This window comes from Nonomuraea typhae (genome assembly GCF_009760925.1).
Lineage (GTDB): Bacteria > Actinomycetota > Actinomycetes > Streptosporangiales > Streptosporangiaceae > Nonomuraea > Nonomuraea typhae.
In genome coordinates, this window is sequence record NZ_VRLV01000017.1 from 107430 (window position 1) to 121873 (window position 14444).

The following is a 14444-nucleotide window of genomic DNA, read 5'->3' on the forward strand; positions in this document are numbered from 1 at the left end:
CCGGTGATCCCATGAGCCTGGAGCTGCGCCACCTGCGGGTCGTCTGCGCCATCGCCGACGCCGGCAGCCTCACCAAGGCCGCCGCCGCCCTCGGCACCTCCCAGCCCGCCCTCACCGCCCAGCTCCAGCGCATCGAGCGCGCCCTCGGCGGCAGGCTGTTCGCCCGCGGCCACCAGGGCGTGGAGCCGACCGCGCTCGGCGAGTACGTCCTGGAACGCGCGCGCCTCCTGCTCATGGGCATGGACGAGCTCCTGCGCGGCGCCGCCGCCCGCCCCGTCGGAGAGGTACGGCTGGGCGGCGTCGCCGGCCCGATCCTGCCCGGACTCGTCGACCGGCTCGGCGCCGGCCAGGTCACCTCCTACACCGACGACTCGCCCCGGCTGCTGTGCGACCTGGTCGCCGCCGGCCGGCTGGACGCCGCGGTCGTGGCCGACTACCGCGAGCACGAACTCCGGCCGCCGAAGCCGCTGCGCTCCACGGTCATCGCCGAGGAGCCGGTCTTCATCGCGCTGCCGGACACGCATCGGCTGGCCGTACAGGAGGAGGTCGGCCTGGCGGAGCTGGCCGGGGAGGCGTTCGTGCTGGCGCCGCCCGACGGCGGCGGGTGGCCCGAGTGCTTCCTGCTGGCCTGCGTGCGGGCCGGGTTCGCCCCGCGCACCCCGCACAAGGCCTCCGACGGCTGGGTCATCCGGGAGATGGTCACCAACGGCGGCGCCGTCGCGCCGTGCCGGGCCACGTTCGCGGAGAGCCCCGGGCTGGTCATCAGGCCGCTGGCCGGGACGCCGCTGACCATGCGCCACCTGCTGGTGTGGCACCCGGACGGGCAGGTGGCCGCGCGGGCGGAGGAGGTACGGCGGCTGGGCGCGGAGATCTTCGCGGCGCATGCCCGGGAACGTCCCCGATACGTGAGCTGGTTAGGGTTACGGCGTGAGAGTGACGATGCCCGGCCTGACGGCCGTTGACCACGAGTTCACCGTCCCGCTCAACCACGACGACCCCGGCGGGGCCTCGATCCGGGTCTTCGCCCGCGAGATCGCGGACCCGGCCAGGGCGGGCGACGACCTGCCGTGGGCGGTCTTCCTCCAGGGCGGTCCCGGCGGCAAGTCACCCCGGCTGTCCGGGCAGGCGCACTTCCGGCACATCCTGAAAACCCACCGCGTGCTCCTGCTCGACCAGCGCGGCACCGGCCGCAGCACCCCCGCGCAGCCCGCCGGCGCGGACTACTACCGCCACTTCCGCGCCGACGCGATCGTGCGCGACTGCGAGCACATCAGGAAGGCGCTCGGCATCCCCCAGTGGGACACCTGGGGCCAGAGCTACGGCGGCTTCATCACGCTGACCTACCTGTCGCTGGCCCCCGAAGGGCTCAGGGCGTGCCACGTCACCGGCGGTCTGGCCGGGCTGGACGCCACCGCCGACGAGGTCTACGCCCGCACCTACCCGCGCGTGTGCGACAAGACCGCCGCCTACTACCGCCGCTACCCCGGGGACGCCGTCAAGGTCGAGCGCATCGCGCACCACCTGGAGGCGAACGAGGTCCTGCTGCCCGACGGCGACCGCCTCACCCACCGCCGCTTCCAGACGCTCGGCCAGCAGTTCGGCATGAGCGACGGCTACGAGAGCGTCCACTGGCTGCTCGACGAGGCGTGGCACGGCGACCGGCTCTCCGACGTCTTCCTCTACCAGGTCATGGCCATCACCGGCTTCATCGGGTCACCGCTCTACGCCCTCATGCACGAGCCCACCTACGCCCAGGGCGCCGCCACCGCGTGGTCGGCCGAGCGGCTGCGCCCCAAGGACCTCGACGAGCCCGGCACGTTCACCGGCGAGATGATCTACCCCTGGATGTTCGACGAGATCCGCGCCCTGCGCCCCTACAAGGAGACCGCCCACGCGCTCGCCGCCGACGCCACCTGGGGTCCCCTCTACGATCCGGTACGGCTGGCCGCCAACCAGGTGCCGGTGGCCGCGGTGGTCTACCACGACGACATGTACGTCGACGCCGGGTTCTCCCTGGAGACCGCGGCCCGGGTCGGGAACGTGCGGACCTGGATCACCAACGAGTACGAGCACAACGGCTTCCGCGCCGACGGCGAGAAGGTCACCGCCCGGCTCATGGACATGATCGCGGGACAGGTCTAACCCCCGCATAACCTGATCGGGTTACAGGCGAGTTAGGCGGTGATCGATGGAATCGCCGGACTATGCAGTCGTCTGTCATCGATCGCCCGACAACCGGGCCTGCTCCGCAACCCCGCCGCCGTGCCCTCCGCCCCATCTGGCTGCTGGCCGGCGGCTGGCTCGCCCAGGTGCTGCTGCGGTTGTGGATGTTCCGCTATCACACCGGGCCCGTCGCCAACCCCGACGAGGTCGGCTACCTGCTGGCGGCGCGCCTGCTGGCCGGCGGGCCCGGCGGTGACTACTCGGGCTCCACCTTCTACCAGGGTGGATATCCGCTGCTGCTGACACCCGTCTACTGGGTGACCGGCGACCCCGTGACCGTCTACCGGCTGGTCGTCGTGATCGGCTCCCTGGCCGCCGCCCTCGCCTTCCCCCTGGCGTACCTGGTGCTGCGCAGGCTGTCGCTGGGCCGCCGGGCGGCGCTCGCCCTGGCGTTCGTGGCCGGGCTGGCGCCCTCGGTGCTGGTGTTCTCCGGGCTGGCCCTGGTGGACGCGGTGCTCCCCACGCTGGTGCTGGGCTGGCTCCTGGCCCTGCACGACCTGCTGGAGCGGCGCTCCTGGGCCGCCGGGGCGGTGGCCGGGGCGCTGTCCGGGCTCGCGATGACCATGCACCTGCGCGGGACGGTGGTGATGGGGGTCTTCACCGTCACCGTCCTGGCCTCCCTGCGCCGCGGGTCGCTACGGCCCGGGCTGGTGGCGCTGGGCTCCGGCCTGCTGACCGCGGGCGCCGGGACACTCCTCAACGGGCACCTCAAGGCGGCGCTGTACCCCGGCGGCCCCCGGGACCTGTCCGGCCTGGCGCTCGACCGGCTCACCGGCCTCGACGGGCAACTCCGGTCGGTGGCCGGGGCCCTGGGCCAGCTCTGGTACCTGATCGCGGCCACATGGGGGCTGGCCGGGATCGGCATCGCAGCGGCCGTGGTCCTGGTGGTCAGGAGCCTGCGCCGCGCCCGCGGGTCCGAGGCGACCTGGCCGCCCGTGCGGCCGCGTGCCCTGCCGGTGCCGGCCGGGGCGCTCCTCGCGCTCACCCTCGGCATCGCCTACACCTCGTCGGCCGCCCTCCCGGACGAGCACCGCGTCGGCAACTACGTCTACGGCCGCTACCTGGCCTGCGTCGCCGTGGCCTGGACCCTGGCCGGGCTGGTGGTGCTGGTGCGGGCCCGGCGGCGTACGGTCCTGGCCGCGGCGGCCGCCTCCGCCGGAACGCTGGCCGTCAGCGGCGGCCTGGCCGCCTGGTACGCCGGTGACCGGCTCAGCCGCTATCACTACATCGCCTTCGACTTCCCCGAGACGGCCTTCCTCACCGGCGTCCGCGACCGCTTCGACATGGGCGGCGCCTCGGTCGCGGCGCTGGTCCTCCTGACCGGGATCACCGCCGCCGCCGTGCTGCGCAGAAAGGCCGTCGTCCTGCTGGCGGCCGCCGCCCTGGCGGTGCCGAACGTGGCCTTCGCCGCCGGCCTGGCCCCCAAGTCCGCCCCGGCGGCGGGCCAGGACGGGCTACCGCGGATCAGCCACGGCCGGGTCGCGCTGGACACGCGGGTGAGCTGGAGGACCTGGGTGCACCTGATCCACCGCGTCCACTGGACCGAGCTGGAACGCGTCAACCTGCCCGATCAGCCCATCCCGCGGGGAGTGTGCACGGTCGTGGCCGCGCCGGAGGCGGGCGCGCCCCCGGCGGGCTGGCGGGTCAGCGGCGCCGGCCAGGGCTGGGTGACCTGGTCGGCCTGCTAGGGCTGGGTCTGGACGGTCTCCTTCAGCGGCAGCCGTACCTCGAACCAGGTGTCGCCCGGCACCGAGCGGCACTTCAGCTCGCCGCCGTGCCGGCCGGCCACGATCCGGTAGGAGATGTCCAGGCCGAGGCCGGTGCCCTGGCCGACCGTCTTGGTGGTGAAGAACGGCTCGAAGATGCGGTCCTTTATGGCGTCGGGGACGCCGGGGCCGGTGTCGCCGATCTCGATGATCGCCTCGTCCTCGTCGTGGGCGGTCCTTATCGTGAGCGTGCCCTCGCTGCCCATGGCGTCCAGGGCGTTGTGGATGAGGTTCGTCCACACCTGGTTGAGTTCGCCGGCGTAGGCGGGGATCTCCGGGAGCGTGCGGTCGAAGTCGGTGACCACGGTGATCCCCGGGCCGATCTTGCCGCGGAAGATCGTCACCGTGCTGTCCAGCAGGTCGTGCACGTCGACCATCTGGAACGGCGCCCGGTCCATCTGCGAGTACTGCTTGGCCGAGGCCAGGAGCTTGGTGATGCGCTCGGTGGCCTCGGTCACCTCGTTGAGCATCTGGGAGATCTCGACCGCGTCCGCCAGCCAGCGGACCGCGCCCGGCACGTGCTCCCGGCCCACCTTCTGCACGATCTTGTCCAGGTTCATCTGGTCGAACCCGGCGTTGACCAGCGCGGGCGCCAGGTCCCACGCGTCGTCCACGCCGATCGCCTCCAGCGCCTCGCCCAGCTCGTCCTCGGCGTCGGAGATCTCCAGCGGGCTGCGCGGCGCGAGCCGGCCGACGGCGCTCGCGCACGCGTCCTGCATCTCGATCATGGTCCGCAGCTTCTGCGGCGGTATCCCGTCCTCGGCCAGCTGGGCGAGCTGCATGCGGGACTCCTTGATGAGCTGGCGCAACTCGCCCACCGCCCGCACCGCCGCGGCGGCCGGGTTGTTCAGCTCGTGGGTCAGCCCGGCGGTGATCGTGCCCAGCGCGGTCAGCCGCTGCCGCCGGTCGATGATCTCCCGCTGCATCCTGCCGCCGGACAGCACGCCGTCCAGCAGGTGCATCGCCATCGGGAACCACTCGGTCACGATGTGCGCGAACTTCTTGGCCGGCAGGATGAACATGTGCGTGGGGGCGGTGGCGCGCAGCGTGTGCTGGTAGGTGTCCGGCGCCCGGTCGGCCAGGTACGCCGAGGTGGCGCCGCCGTACACACCGGGCTGGGAGGTGCGCGGCATGGCGACCGTGCCCGCGCTCACCGTCTCCTGGATCATCTGGATCTCGCCGGAGATCAGCACCGCGAAGCACTCGGCCGGCTCGCCCTGCGTGATGACGTCCTGCCCGGCCTCGAACGCCACCACCTTGCCGCTGGTCGCGAGCTTGGTGAGCTGCCCGTCCGTGAGCTTCTCGAACAGGAAGAGCTTGCGCAGCTCGTCTATGTCGATAGGTCCGTAACCGCCCTCGACCACGCCGCACCCCGCATCCGGCTGTTCACCGTGTTGGTTCGTCATTGCTTCTCCAGGTACCGATGCACCAGCGAGACGGCCATCGCCCCCTCGCCGACGGCCGAGGCCACCCGCTTGATCGAGTCGGCACGCACGTCGCCGGCCGCGAACACCCCGGGCACGTTCGTCTCCAGGAAGTACGGCTCCCGCCGCGCCGTCCAGTTGCGTGGCCGCTTGCCGCCCTGCACCAGGTCGGGCCCGGTGAGCACGAAGCCGCGCGGGTCGCGCTCCACCGCCTCGCCCATCCACTCGGTGTACGGCTCGGCCCCGATGAACACGAACAGCCACTGGGTGTCGATGTCACGGTCCTCGCCCTTGGTCGAGACCGTCACCCGCTCCAGATGGCCGTCACCGTGCCCGGCCGACACCTGGGTCTGCATGTGGACCTCGATGTTGGGGACGGCCGCGATCTGCTCGATGAGGTAGTGCGACATGGACGCCTCCAGTCCGTCACCCCTCACCAACAAATGGACCTTGCTGGCGAATCCCGCCAGGTAGACGGCGGCCTGACCGGCCGAGTTGGCCGCGCCGACGATGCACACCTCGTTGCCCACGCAGGCGGGGGCCTCGGTGAGCGCGGCGCCGTAGTAGACGCCCCGGCCGACGAAGTCGTCCAGGCCGGGGGCGGAGAGCCGGCGGTAGCTGACGCCGGTCGCCAGGATGACGGCGTGCGCGGCGATCTCGCCGCCGTCGTGGAAGCCGACGACCCTGGCCTGGCCGCGCGGCTCCAGGCTGGCGACCTTGCGGGCGGTGAGGATCTCGGCGCCGAACTTCAGCGCCTGGCGGCGGGCCCGGTCGGCGAGCTGGGCGCCGGAGACGCCGTCGGGGAAGCCCAGGTAGTTCTCGATCCTGGAGCTCTGGCCGGCCTGGCCGCCGGTGGCCAGCGACTCCACCAGCACGGTCCGGAGGCCCTCGGAGGCGCCGTACACCGCCGCGCCCAGCCCCGCGGGGCCGCCGCCGATGACGATCAGGTCGTAGAAGTCCGTGGCCGGCGTGGTGGACAGGCCCACGGCCCCGGCCAGCCGCGCCTGGTCGGGCGCCTCCAGGATCTCGCCCTCGGAGGTGATCACCAGGGGGAGGCGGCAGTCCTGGCCGGCGGCGGCGATGAGCTGCGTGGCCTCCGGGTCGTCGGCCAGCATCCACTGGTAGGGCACCTGGTTGCGGGCCAGGAAGTCGCGCACCTTGTACGAGCCCGACGACCACCGGTCGCCGACCACCCGCAGCTCGGCCCGTTCGCGCCGGTCGGTGCGCTGCCAGGCGTCGAGCTGGTCGTCGATGACCGGGTAGAACTTCTCCTCCGGCGGGTCCCACGGCTTGAGCAGGTAGTGGTCGAGGTCCACCACGTTGATCGCCTGGATCGCGGCGTCGGTGTCGGCGTAGGCGGTGAGCAGGACACGCCTGGCGAAGGGATACATGTCCATCGCGGCCTCGAGGAACTGCACGCCGTTCATCTGCGGCATCCGGTAGTCGGCCAGGATCGCGGCGATGTCGTCGCCGCGCAGGCGCATCTCCTTGACGGCCTCGATGCCCTGCTGCGCCGCCTCCGCGCGGACGATTCTGTACTGCTGGCCGTACCGGCGTCTGAGGTCGCGGGCGACTGCGCGCGACACGCCCGGATCGTCGTCGACTGTCACGATGACCGGCTTGTCCATGCCCGTCCCTTCCCGAAGGTTCCCCTAAGGGAAGGATGTCATGGGATTTCGGCTAGTACGCCACGTCCACCGTGTGGCGGTGGGTGCCGGGGTCGGGAAGGACGCGCAGCACGGCGTCGGCGAGGTCGGCGCGGGTGATGGTCATGCCGCCGCGCACGCAGTCGTCCACGGCGGTGCGGTAGGCGCCGCGGGCCGGGGAGTTCAGGAGCCTGGGCGGGCGGACGACGGTCCAGTCGAGCGGGTTGCCGCGGATGAGGCGCACGAGGCGGGCGTTGTCCTGGTAGGAGTGCTTCAGGAAGACCCCGCGGACCAGGATTTTGGTCAGGCGCTGGACCGGCGTGTCGGACGGGCCGTTCATGAGGCCGTTGGTGACCACGATGAGGCGCTTGACCCCGGTCTCGTTCATCGCCTCGATCACGTTGGGGACGCCGTCGGCGTAGATGGTGTGCGGGCCGCCCTTCGTGGGCCCGGCCAGGAAGACGACGGCGTCGGTGTCCCGCTCGAGGGAGAGCGTCTCGCGGTCCATGACGTCGCCCTTGACCACGGACAGCCCGGGGTGGCGCTCGGTGATCGCCTCCGGGCGGCGGGCCACCGCGGTGATCACGTGGCCTTCGCGCAGGGCCCGGGCGGTGAAGAGGCGGGCCGTGGCGCCGGTCGCGCCGTACAGGGTGATCCTCATGGCAAACACTCCTCTGCGTCAGGGGTGAGTGGGTGCTCACTCACCCCTATGATGGGTGAGTGCCTACTCACCGTCAAGCCGAGCGGACCCGCGAGCGCATCATCGAGGCCACCTACCAGGGGATCCTCGAGTACGGCATCGCCGGCGCCACCACCAAACGCATCGCCAAGCTCGCCGGATGCTCCGAGGCGCTGCTCTACAAACACTTCAGCGGCAAGGAGGAGCTGTTCCTGGCGGTGATCCTGGAGCACATGCCCGCGCTGGCCCCCTCGCTGAGGCGGCTGCAGGTCTCCACCGGGCAGGGCGACCTGCTCGCCAACGTCACCGAGTTCGCCGGCGCGGCCATCGCCTTCTACACCGGCAGCGCGCCGATCGGCTCCGGCATCATCGGCGACCCCGCCCTGCTCGCCACGTTCCGCGGCATGCTGGCCAGCCAGGACGTCGGCCCCCACCTGCCGATCAGGGTGCTCGCCTCGATCCTGCGCGCCGAGCGGAGCGGCGGGCGGCTCGCGCCCGAGGCCGACTGCGACGCGCTGGCGAGCCTGCTCATGGGCGCCTGCTACCACCGCGGGCACATGGCCCACTTCGTCGAGCTGCCCCAGCCTCCCGAGGACTACGCGCGGGCGATCGTGCGCGCCCTGCTGGGCCCGATCACTCGCTGACGCCGACCGGGCGCTTCAGCAGCCACAACGCCGCCCGGCGCAACAGCGTGCGGTGCACCTCGTTGTCGTAGGAACGCGTGTCGTGGCCCAGGGCGTCGTAGACGACGCGGCCGCGCCGTACCGGACGGGCCCAGACGAGCGGCTGGCCGTTCGAGGTGGCCAGCGGCCGGACGTCGGGCAGCACGTCGAGGTCGCTGTAGACCTCGTCCACGAGGTCGAAGTCGCGCAGGCCGGAGACGATCGGATGGTCGCCGGCCACCCGCACGCCCGTCCAGCCCAGCGGCGGATGGTGCGACTTGGGCCAGGACCAGCAGCCGCCCAGCACCCGCGGCCAGCCCTGCCAGTCGTCGAAGCAGATCGCGGCCGAGTGCATGGCCAGCAGCCCGCCGCCGCGGTCGAGGTGGTCCAGGAGCGTGGTGCGCGCCTGGGCGGGCAGTTCGAAGCGCCACTGCGCGCGCTGGTCGGCGAAGCGGTCGAGGTCCATGCGCCAGCGCAGCGCGTTCACGGTGATGAGCTGGACCTCCGGCGGCTCGCCCAGCGCGCCCGCGATGTCCTCGGTGATCTCGGACTCGACGCCGACCTCGGCCAGCACCTCGGCCAGGGCCGCCGACGTGGCGTCGAAGTCGTGGTAGAGCCCTCCGGAAAGAATGAGATTTCTCGCCACCTGCAAACCACATCACGGAAGTTGTCACAACCCAAGGGGCTGTTCCGTCCAGGGGATGTCAGCACTACCGGGGAGTGATCATGAGAGTTCTCGTCGCCGGAGCGACCGGAGTGATCGGCCGCCGGCTGGTTCCGCTGCTCGAAGCCGTCGGGCACGACGTGGTCGCGGGGTCGCGGGCCACCGGGCTGGACGCCCTCGACCGCGACTCCACCGCCCGCTTCGTCCGCGAGGCGGCGCCGGACGCGGTCGTCAACCTGCTCACCGCCATCCCGCACACGATCAACCCGCGCAGGTTCGCCAAGGAGATCGCCCTGACCGACCGCCTGCGCACGGAGGGCACCCGCAACCTCATCGAGGCCGCGCCGCGCGCCCGGCACCTCGGTCAGAGCCTCGCCTACGCCTACGAGCCGGGGGAGGGGCCGGCCGACGAGGACACCCCGCTGTGGCCGGATCCGCCCGCGCAGTTCCGCGCCGCCCGCGCGGGCCTGGCCGAGCTGGAACGCCGCCTGGCCGAGGCGGGCGGCCTGGTGCTCCGCCTCGGTCACCTGACCGGCCCCGGCACCGCCTACGACACCGGCGGCTCCACGACGCGGGCCGTCCTGGCGGGCACGATGCCCATCATCGGCGAGGGCCGCTCGGTCTTCTCCTTCACCAGCACCCACGACGCCGCCACCGCGATCGTCGCCGCCCTCGACCGGGACGTCAGCGGCGCCCTCAACGTCGTGGACGACACCCCGCTCATGGTCCGCGAATGGCTGCCCGCGCTGGCCGCACGCCTGGGCGCCCCCAAGCCCAAGCACCTGCCCGTGGCCCTGGCCCGGCTGGTGGCCGGCGGCTGGGGCGTGGCGTTCATGACCCGCCTGCGCGGCGCCGACAACACCCGCGCCCGGCTCTGGCTCAACTGGCGGCCCCGCTATGCGAGCTTCCTCCGGGAAACGGCATGATGCAGAACGTGGAGGAATTCGAGGAACACCGTCCCATGCTGCTCGGGCTGGCCTACCGCCTGCTCGGCAGCATGTGGGACGCGGAAGACGTGGTGCAGGAGGCGTGGATCCGCTGGCAGGCGGTCGACAAGGACGAGATCAAGGAGCCGCGGGCCTTCCTGGTCACCATCGTCTCCCGGCTGGCCCTGGACCAGCTGCGCTCGGCCCGGGTGAAGCGCGAGACCTACACCGGCCCCTGGCTGCCCGAGCCCGTGCCCACCGAGCAGGCCGGCCCGCTCGACACCGTCGAACTCCGCGACACGGTCTCCCTCGCCACCCTCCACCTCATGGAACGGCTCACGCCGCCGGAGCGGGCGGTGTTCGTGCTGCGCGAGGCGTTCGACCTGCCCTACCCCGAGATCGCGGAGATCGTCGGCGTGACGCAGGCCAACGCCCGCCAGATGCACCACCGGGCATCGGTACGGCTGGCCGAAGGCCGCAACCGCTTCACCCCCACCAACGAGGAGCACACCGAGCTCCTGAGGCGCTTCATGGACGCCGCGTCCGGCGGCGACCTCGAAGCCCTGACCGGCCTCCTGCACGACGACGTCGTCATGTGGAACGACGGCGGCGGCAAGGTGCGCGCGGCGCTCAATCCGATCGTCGGCCGCGCCAAGGTCACCGCCTTCCTGGGCGGTCTCATGTCCAAGTACCTGTTCGGCCAGATGCACCTGGGCGAGGCCAACGGCCGGCCCGCCCTGCTGACCAAGGTCGCGGGCAACGACCAGCTCATCGCGATCGAGATCCGCGACGGCAAGATCGGCGGCATCCTCGGCGTGCTCAACCCGGACAAGCTCACCCGGGTGCGGGAGGCGTCGTAGGAAACGCCGTGATGATCGTCCTATAGTCGCCCCTATGGATCTCGGCATCGCGGGCAAGGTTGCACTGGTCACCGGCGGCAGCGCGGGCATCGGGCTGGCCGCCGCCATGTCCCTGGCGAGGGAGGGGGCCAACGTCTGCGTCTGCGCCCGCAGTCCCGAGCGGCTGGCGGATGCCGTGGTGGAGCTTCAGGAGTTCGGCGGCGTGGTGCACGCGGTGCTGGCCGACGTGGAGGACCCGGTGGCGGCGCCGCGGGTGGTGGCCGAGACCCGCGACGTCCTGGGACCGGTGGACATCCTGGTCGCGAACGCCGGCGGCCCGCCCGCCGGGCGCTTCGTCGACGTGGGTCTGGCCGACTGGGACGTGGCCATTCAGCGCAACCTGCTGGGCACCGTCCGGCTGATCCACGCCGTGCTGCCGGAGATGCGCGAGCGCCGCTGGGGGCGGATCGTCACGATCACCAGCCGGACGGTGCGCGAGTCGCTGGACGGGCTGGCCCTGTCGAACGCCACGAGGTCGGCGGTGGCCGGGGTGGTCAGGAGCCTGGCCAGGGAGGTGGCGGGGGACGGCGTGCTGATCAACAACGTGGCGCCCGGCCCGATCGACACCGAACGGCTGCGGCAGGTCTCAGGAGGCGCGGAGGGCCTGGCGGCCAGGGCGGCGGACACCCCGATGGGCCGGATCGGCCGGGCCGGGGAGGTGGGGGACGTGGTGGCCTTCCTGGCCAGTGAGAAGGCGTCCTACGTCACCGGGGCCTCGCTCCTGGTGGACGGCGGGGAGAGCCACGTCATCGCCTGATGGGCACGGGAGACAGGGCGCGCCTCAGGGGGCCAGGCGGCGGGCGGACTCGGACTCCTGGGCTAGGCGGCGCAGGGCGTCGAAGGCCCTGCCGTACAGGATCGTGCCGAGCACCAGCGCCTCCACGGCGGCGTCGCGGGGGCCGTCGAAGGAGATCTGGTCCATCTCCACCTCGGTGACCAGCTTGTCGGCGGCCTCGGCGTAGGGGCGGAGGTCGGGTTTCATGCCGAGCTTGCGCATCCTGGTGAGGATCTCGGTGAGTTCGGCGCGGGGCGGGGCCCAGGACTCGATCCGCCAGCCGAGCGCGGCGATGAGCTGGTCCACCTCGGCCTGCGCGCTGTCCCAGTCGGGATCCTGGGTGGCGGACGGCACCTCGCCGGCCAGGGCGTAGTGGGCGGTGCCGAGCATGGTGTGGACGGGCAGGCCGGGGTCGTCCACGGCCGCGATGACCTTCTTGATCGAGGCGACCGGGAGTTTACCCACCTCCAGCAGGGCCCGGATCAGGCGCAGCCGGCGCAGGTGGGTCTCGTCGTAGTCCGCGCGGGTGGCCGCGAGTTGCTCGCCGGGGTGGAGCAGCCCTTCGCGCAGGTAGTACTTGACCGTCGGCAGCGGCACACCGGATGCGGCGCTCAGTTCGGAGATGCGCATCAATAGATAATAGCGCTATCCAGATCGGGCCAGCTGGCGGGCCGCGGTGACGAGGTCGTGCACCTCCGACTGGCGGTTCCAGAGGAAGACCACCTCGATGGGCGGGATGGGCTCGGCGATCGGGACGAAGACCGTGGACTCCGGCACCGTGGTGCCCGGGCGCACGCACAGCGTGTATCCGGCGCCGGCCTCGACCGTCGCGATCGCGAGGTCGTGGGTGGCCGCGGCCGGTCCGAGGCGTGGGTGCAGGCGGTGGCGGATGAAGCCGGCCAGGTAGCGGCCGCCGTCGGACTCGGGCATGACCAGCGGTTCGGCGGCGAGGGCGGCCAGCGTCAGGATCTCCTCGGCGGCCAGCGGATGCTCGCGCGGCAGCAGGGCGTGCACGGGCGTGCGGTGGATGAGCGTGCGGGCCACGCCGCGGGGGAGCGTGCCGGGGGCGTAGCCGAGCCCGGCCTGAAGGCTGCCGTCGGTGAGTGAGACGATCTGCTCGGCGGTGCCCATCGGCACCACGCGCAGGCGGGGGCCGCCCGGCAGGTGAGAGAACAGGCGGGCCTGCACGTCGCAGAGCCCGTCGGCCACGCCGATGCGTAACGCCTGGCCCTTGCCGCGGGCGGCGACGACGGCCCGCTCGAACGCGTCCACCGCGACGGTGGCCTGGGCCAGGAAGACCTCGCCCGCCTCGGTCAGGCGCACCCCGCTGGAGGAGCGGGTGAACAGTTCCGCGCCGATCTCCTTCTCCAGGGCCTTGAGTTGTTCGGAGAGGGTGGGCTGGGCGATGTGCAGCACGCCGGCGGCGCGGCGCAGGCTGCCGGCCCTGGCGATGGCGATCGCGTAACGCACCTGGCGCAGATCCATGCCCTAATCATCGTGCGCACACGGTGATCCGTATCAGGGATGTGCCTGAGGATTTACAGCGAATGTTAACCGAGCAAGCGCTTGCCTCACAAACGGCGCCGGGTTAGCGTGACGGGGCAGCAGTCGCCCGCCGGGACGGATCGCGCCCCGGCCCGGCGGGCGGTCCTCGACCACGGGAGTCCCATGCAGCCCTTCTCCGGCCGCGCGGCCGTCGCCGGGATCGGGATGACCGCCCTGACCAGGGCTTCCGGCCGGACCGAGCTGGAACTGGCGGTCGAAGCCTGCCAGGCGGCCTGCGCCGACGCCGGGATCGCCCCGCACGAGGCCGACGCGGTGCTCAGCTACCACCTGAACGACTCGGTCCCGGTGGTCCAGGTCGCCAGGGCGCTGGGGATCGAGCGGCTGGGCTGGCACAACGACATCACCGGGGGCGGCACGCAGGCCGCCTCCATCCTGGGCGACGCCGCGATGTTGATTTATAGCGGGTTGGCGCGAAATATCGTGATCTATCGGGCGCTCAACGGCCGCTCCGGCAAGCGCCTCAACCTCGCCTCCACCGGACCCCAGGAAGAGCTCACCAAAAAGTACGGCATGGCCGGTCCGATCCCGCTCTTCGCCCTGGCCGCCACCCGCTACCTCCACGACACCGGCCTGACCGGGGAACACCTGCACGCCGTCGTCGCCCAATCCCGTGACAACGCCGCCACCAACCCCCGAGCCCTCCGCCGCGAACCCCTGACCTGGGCGGACTACCAGGCCAAGCCGTACGTCTGCACCCCGCTGCGCACGGCCGACTGCTGCCAGGAGACCGACGGCGCCTGCGCGCTGGTCGTCAGCGGCGTGCTGGCCGGCCCGCGCATCCACGCGGTGGTCCGCGGCGGCGGCCCCGGCTGCTCGGACATGGCGCACGCCCCGGACGTCTCGGCCGTCTTCTCCGCGCACGTCGCCCCGATGCTCTGGCAGGCGGCCGGCATGAAGCCCGCGGACGTGGACACCGCGCTGCTCTACGACGCCTACTCCTGGCTGGTCCCCAGGCAACTGGCCGACTTCGGCCTCGCCGGCGACCTGGGCCCCTACCTGCTGGAGCGCCGCCACGCCTGGGTCAACCGGCACGGCGGCCTGCTGTCGGAGGGCTACGTGCACGGCCTCAACAACGTCGCGCAGGCCGTGCGGGAGCTGCGCGCCGACCGCGAGGTGGCCCTGGTCACGGGCTTCGGCGGCGCGTACGGCAGCGCCGCGATCCTCACTTCCGCATAAATCCTGAAATGCTCGCCACATCCCCGGACATGGACTGG

Annotated in this window: 14 protein-coding genes; 8 read left to right on the forward strand and 6 right to left on the reverse strand. The window is 72.2% G+C overall.

Translation table 11 applies throughout. The annotated features are described in order from the left end of the window. Positions 1-11: 11 nt before the first annotated feature. The 3 genes from FVE25_RS43935 to FVE25_RS43945 all read left to right on the forward strand — a co-directional run bounded on the left by FVE25_RS43935 (position 12) and on the right by FVE25_RS43945 (position 3911). Entirely contained in the window at positions 12-962 is a 951-nt protein-coding gene (locus FVE25_RS43935; RefSeq protein ID WP_157253464.1) for a LysR family transcriptional regulator, read from the forward strand. Then, the gene (locus FVE25_RS43940; RefSeq protein WP_246268410.1) at positions 928-2142 is read left to right on the forward strand and encodes an alpha/beta fold hydrolase; all 1215 of its coding nucleotides are present in this window, start codon (positions 928-930) and stop codon (positions 2140-2142) included. Before FVE25_RS43935 ends, FVE25_RS43940 begins: the two co-directional genes overlap by 35 nt. Before the next feature lie 62 nt (positions 2143-2204). Continuing rightward, positions 2205-3911, forward strand: coding sequence for a glycosyltransferase family protein (locus tag FVE25_RS43945; RefSeq protein WP_157253465.1), 1707 nt, complete (start codon positions 2205-2207; stop codon positions 3909-3911). Here the strand turns inward: FVE25_RS43945 and FVE25_RS43950 are convergent. From FVE25_RS43950 to FVE25_RS43960, 3 genes are read right to left on the reverse strand one after another with little or no spacing between them, the layout of a single operon-like run. Continuing rightward, positions 3908-5395, reverse strand: a complete 1488-nt coding sequence (locus tag FVE25_RS43950) for an ATP-binding protein (protein WP_157253466.1) — start codon at positions 5393-5395, stop codon at positions 3908-3910. The genes FVE25_RS43945 and FVE25_RS43950 overlap by 4 nt on opposite strands. Beyond that, positions 5392-7041 (reverse strand): NAD(P)/FAD-dependent oxidoreductase, encoded by a 1650-nt coding sequence (locus FVE25_RS43955; RefSeq protein ID WP_157253467.1) that lies wholly within the window; start codon positions 7039-7041, stop codon positions 5392-5394. Before FVE25_RS43955 ends, FVE25_RS43950 begins: the two co-directional genes overlap by 4 nt. 52 nt (positions 7042-7093) lie before the next feature. After that, positions 7094-7720: an NAD(P)-dependent oxidoreductase gene (locus tag FVE25_RS43960; RefSeq protein WP_157253468.1), complete on the reverse strand. Its 627-nt coding sequence runs from the start codon at positions 7718-7720 to the stop codon at positions 7094-7096. Positions 7721-7779: 59 nt separating this feature from the next. On the opposite strand from FVE25_RS43960, the gene FVE25_RS43965 reads away from it, so the two are divergent. Then, positions 7780-8382 (forward strand): TetR/AcrR family transcriptional regulator, encoded by a 603-nt coding sequence (locus tag FVE25_RS43965; RefSeq protein WP_157253469.1) that lies wholly within the window; start codon positions 7780-7782, stop codon positions 8380-8382. Here the strand turns inward: FVE25_RS43965 and FVE25_RS43970 are convergent. Then, positions 8372-9046 carry a ThuA domain-containing protein gene (locus FVE25_RS43970; RefSeq protein WP_157253470.1) on the reverse strand — a complete coding sequence of 225 codons (675 nt, stop codon included), beginning with the start codon at positions 9044-9046 and terminating at the stop codon, positions 8372-8374. The genes FVE25_RS43965 and FVE25_RS43970 overlap by 11 nt on opposite strands. An 80-nt stretch (positions 9047-9126) precedes the next feature. On the opposite strand from FVE25_RS43970, the gene FVE25_RS43975 reads away from it, so the two are divergent. The 3 genes from FVE25_RS43975 to FVE25_RS43985 are packed head-to-tail and all read left to right on the forward strand — an operon-like array spanning position 9127 to position 11646. Further along, positions 9127-9990 carry an NAD-dependent epimerase/dehydratase family protein gene (locus FVE25_RS43975; RefSeq protein WP_157253471.1) on the forward strand — a complete coding sequence of 288 codons (864 nt, stop codon included), beginning with the start codon at positions 9127-9129 and terminating at the stop codon, positions 9988-9990. Then, positions 9990-10850, forward strand: a complete 861-nt coding sequence (locus FVE25_RS43980) for an RNA polymerase sigma-70 factor (RefSeq protein ID WP_157253600.1) — start codon at positions 9990-9992, stop codon at positions 10848-10850. The genes FVE25_RS43975 and FVE25_RS43980 overlap by 1 nt, the downstream gene beginning before the upstream one ends. Before the next feature lie 34 nt (positions 10851-10884). Next, positions 10885-11646 carry an SDR family NAD(P)-dependent oxidoreductase gene (locus FVE25_RS43985; protein ID WP_157253472.1) on the forward strand — a complete coding sequence of 254 codons (762 nt, stop codon included), beginning with the start codon at positions 10885-10887 and terminating at the stop codon, positions 11644-11646. Between the two features lie 24 nt (positions 11647-11670). Here FVE25_RS43985 and FVE25_RS43990 read toward each other — a convergent pair whose 3' ends face one another. Both FVE25_RS43990 and FVE25_RS43995 read right to left on the reverse strand, forming a co-directional pair. After that, a complete protein-coding gene (locus FVE25_RS43990; protein ID WP_157253473.1) occupies positions 11671-12294 on the reverse strand; it encodes a MerR family transcriptional regulator in 624 nt (207 codons plus the stop codon). Positions 12295-12309: 15 nt separating this feature from the next. Beyond that, entirely contained in the window at positions 12310-13149 is an 840-nt protein-coding gene (locus FVE25_RS43995; RefSeq protein WP_157253474.1) for a LysR family transcriptional regulator, read from the reverse strand. 183 nt (positions 13150-13332) lie between these two features. Here FVE25_RS43995 and FVE25_RS44000 point away from each other — a divergent pair, with 183 nt between their 5' ends. Next, the gene (locus FVE25_RS44000) at positions 13333-14406 is read left to right on the forward strand and encodes a thiolase C-terminal domain-containing protein (protein ID WP_157253601.1); all 1074 of its coding nucleotides are present in this window, start codon (positions 13333-13335) and stop codon (positions 14404-14406) included. The last annotated feature ends 38 nt before the right edge of the window (positions 14407-14444 follow it).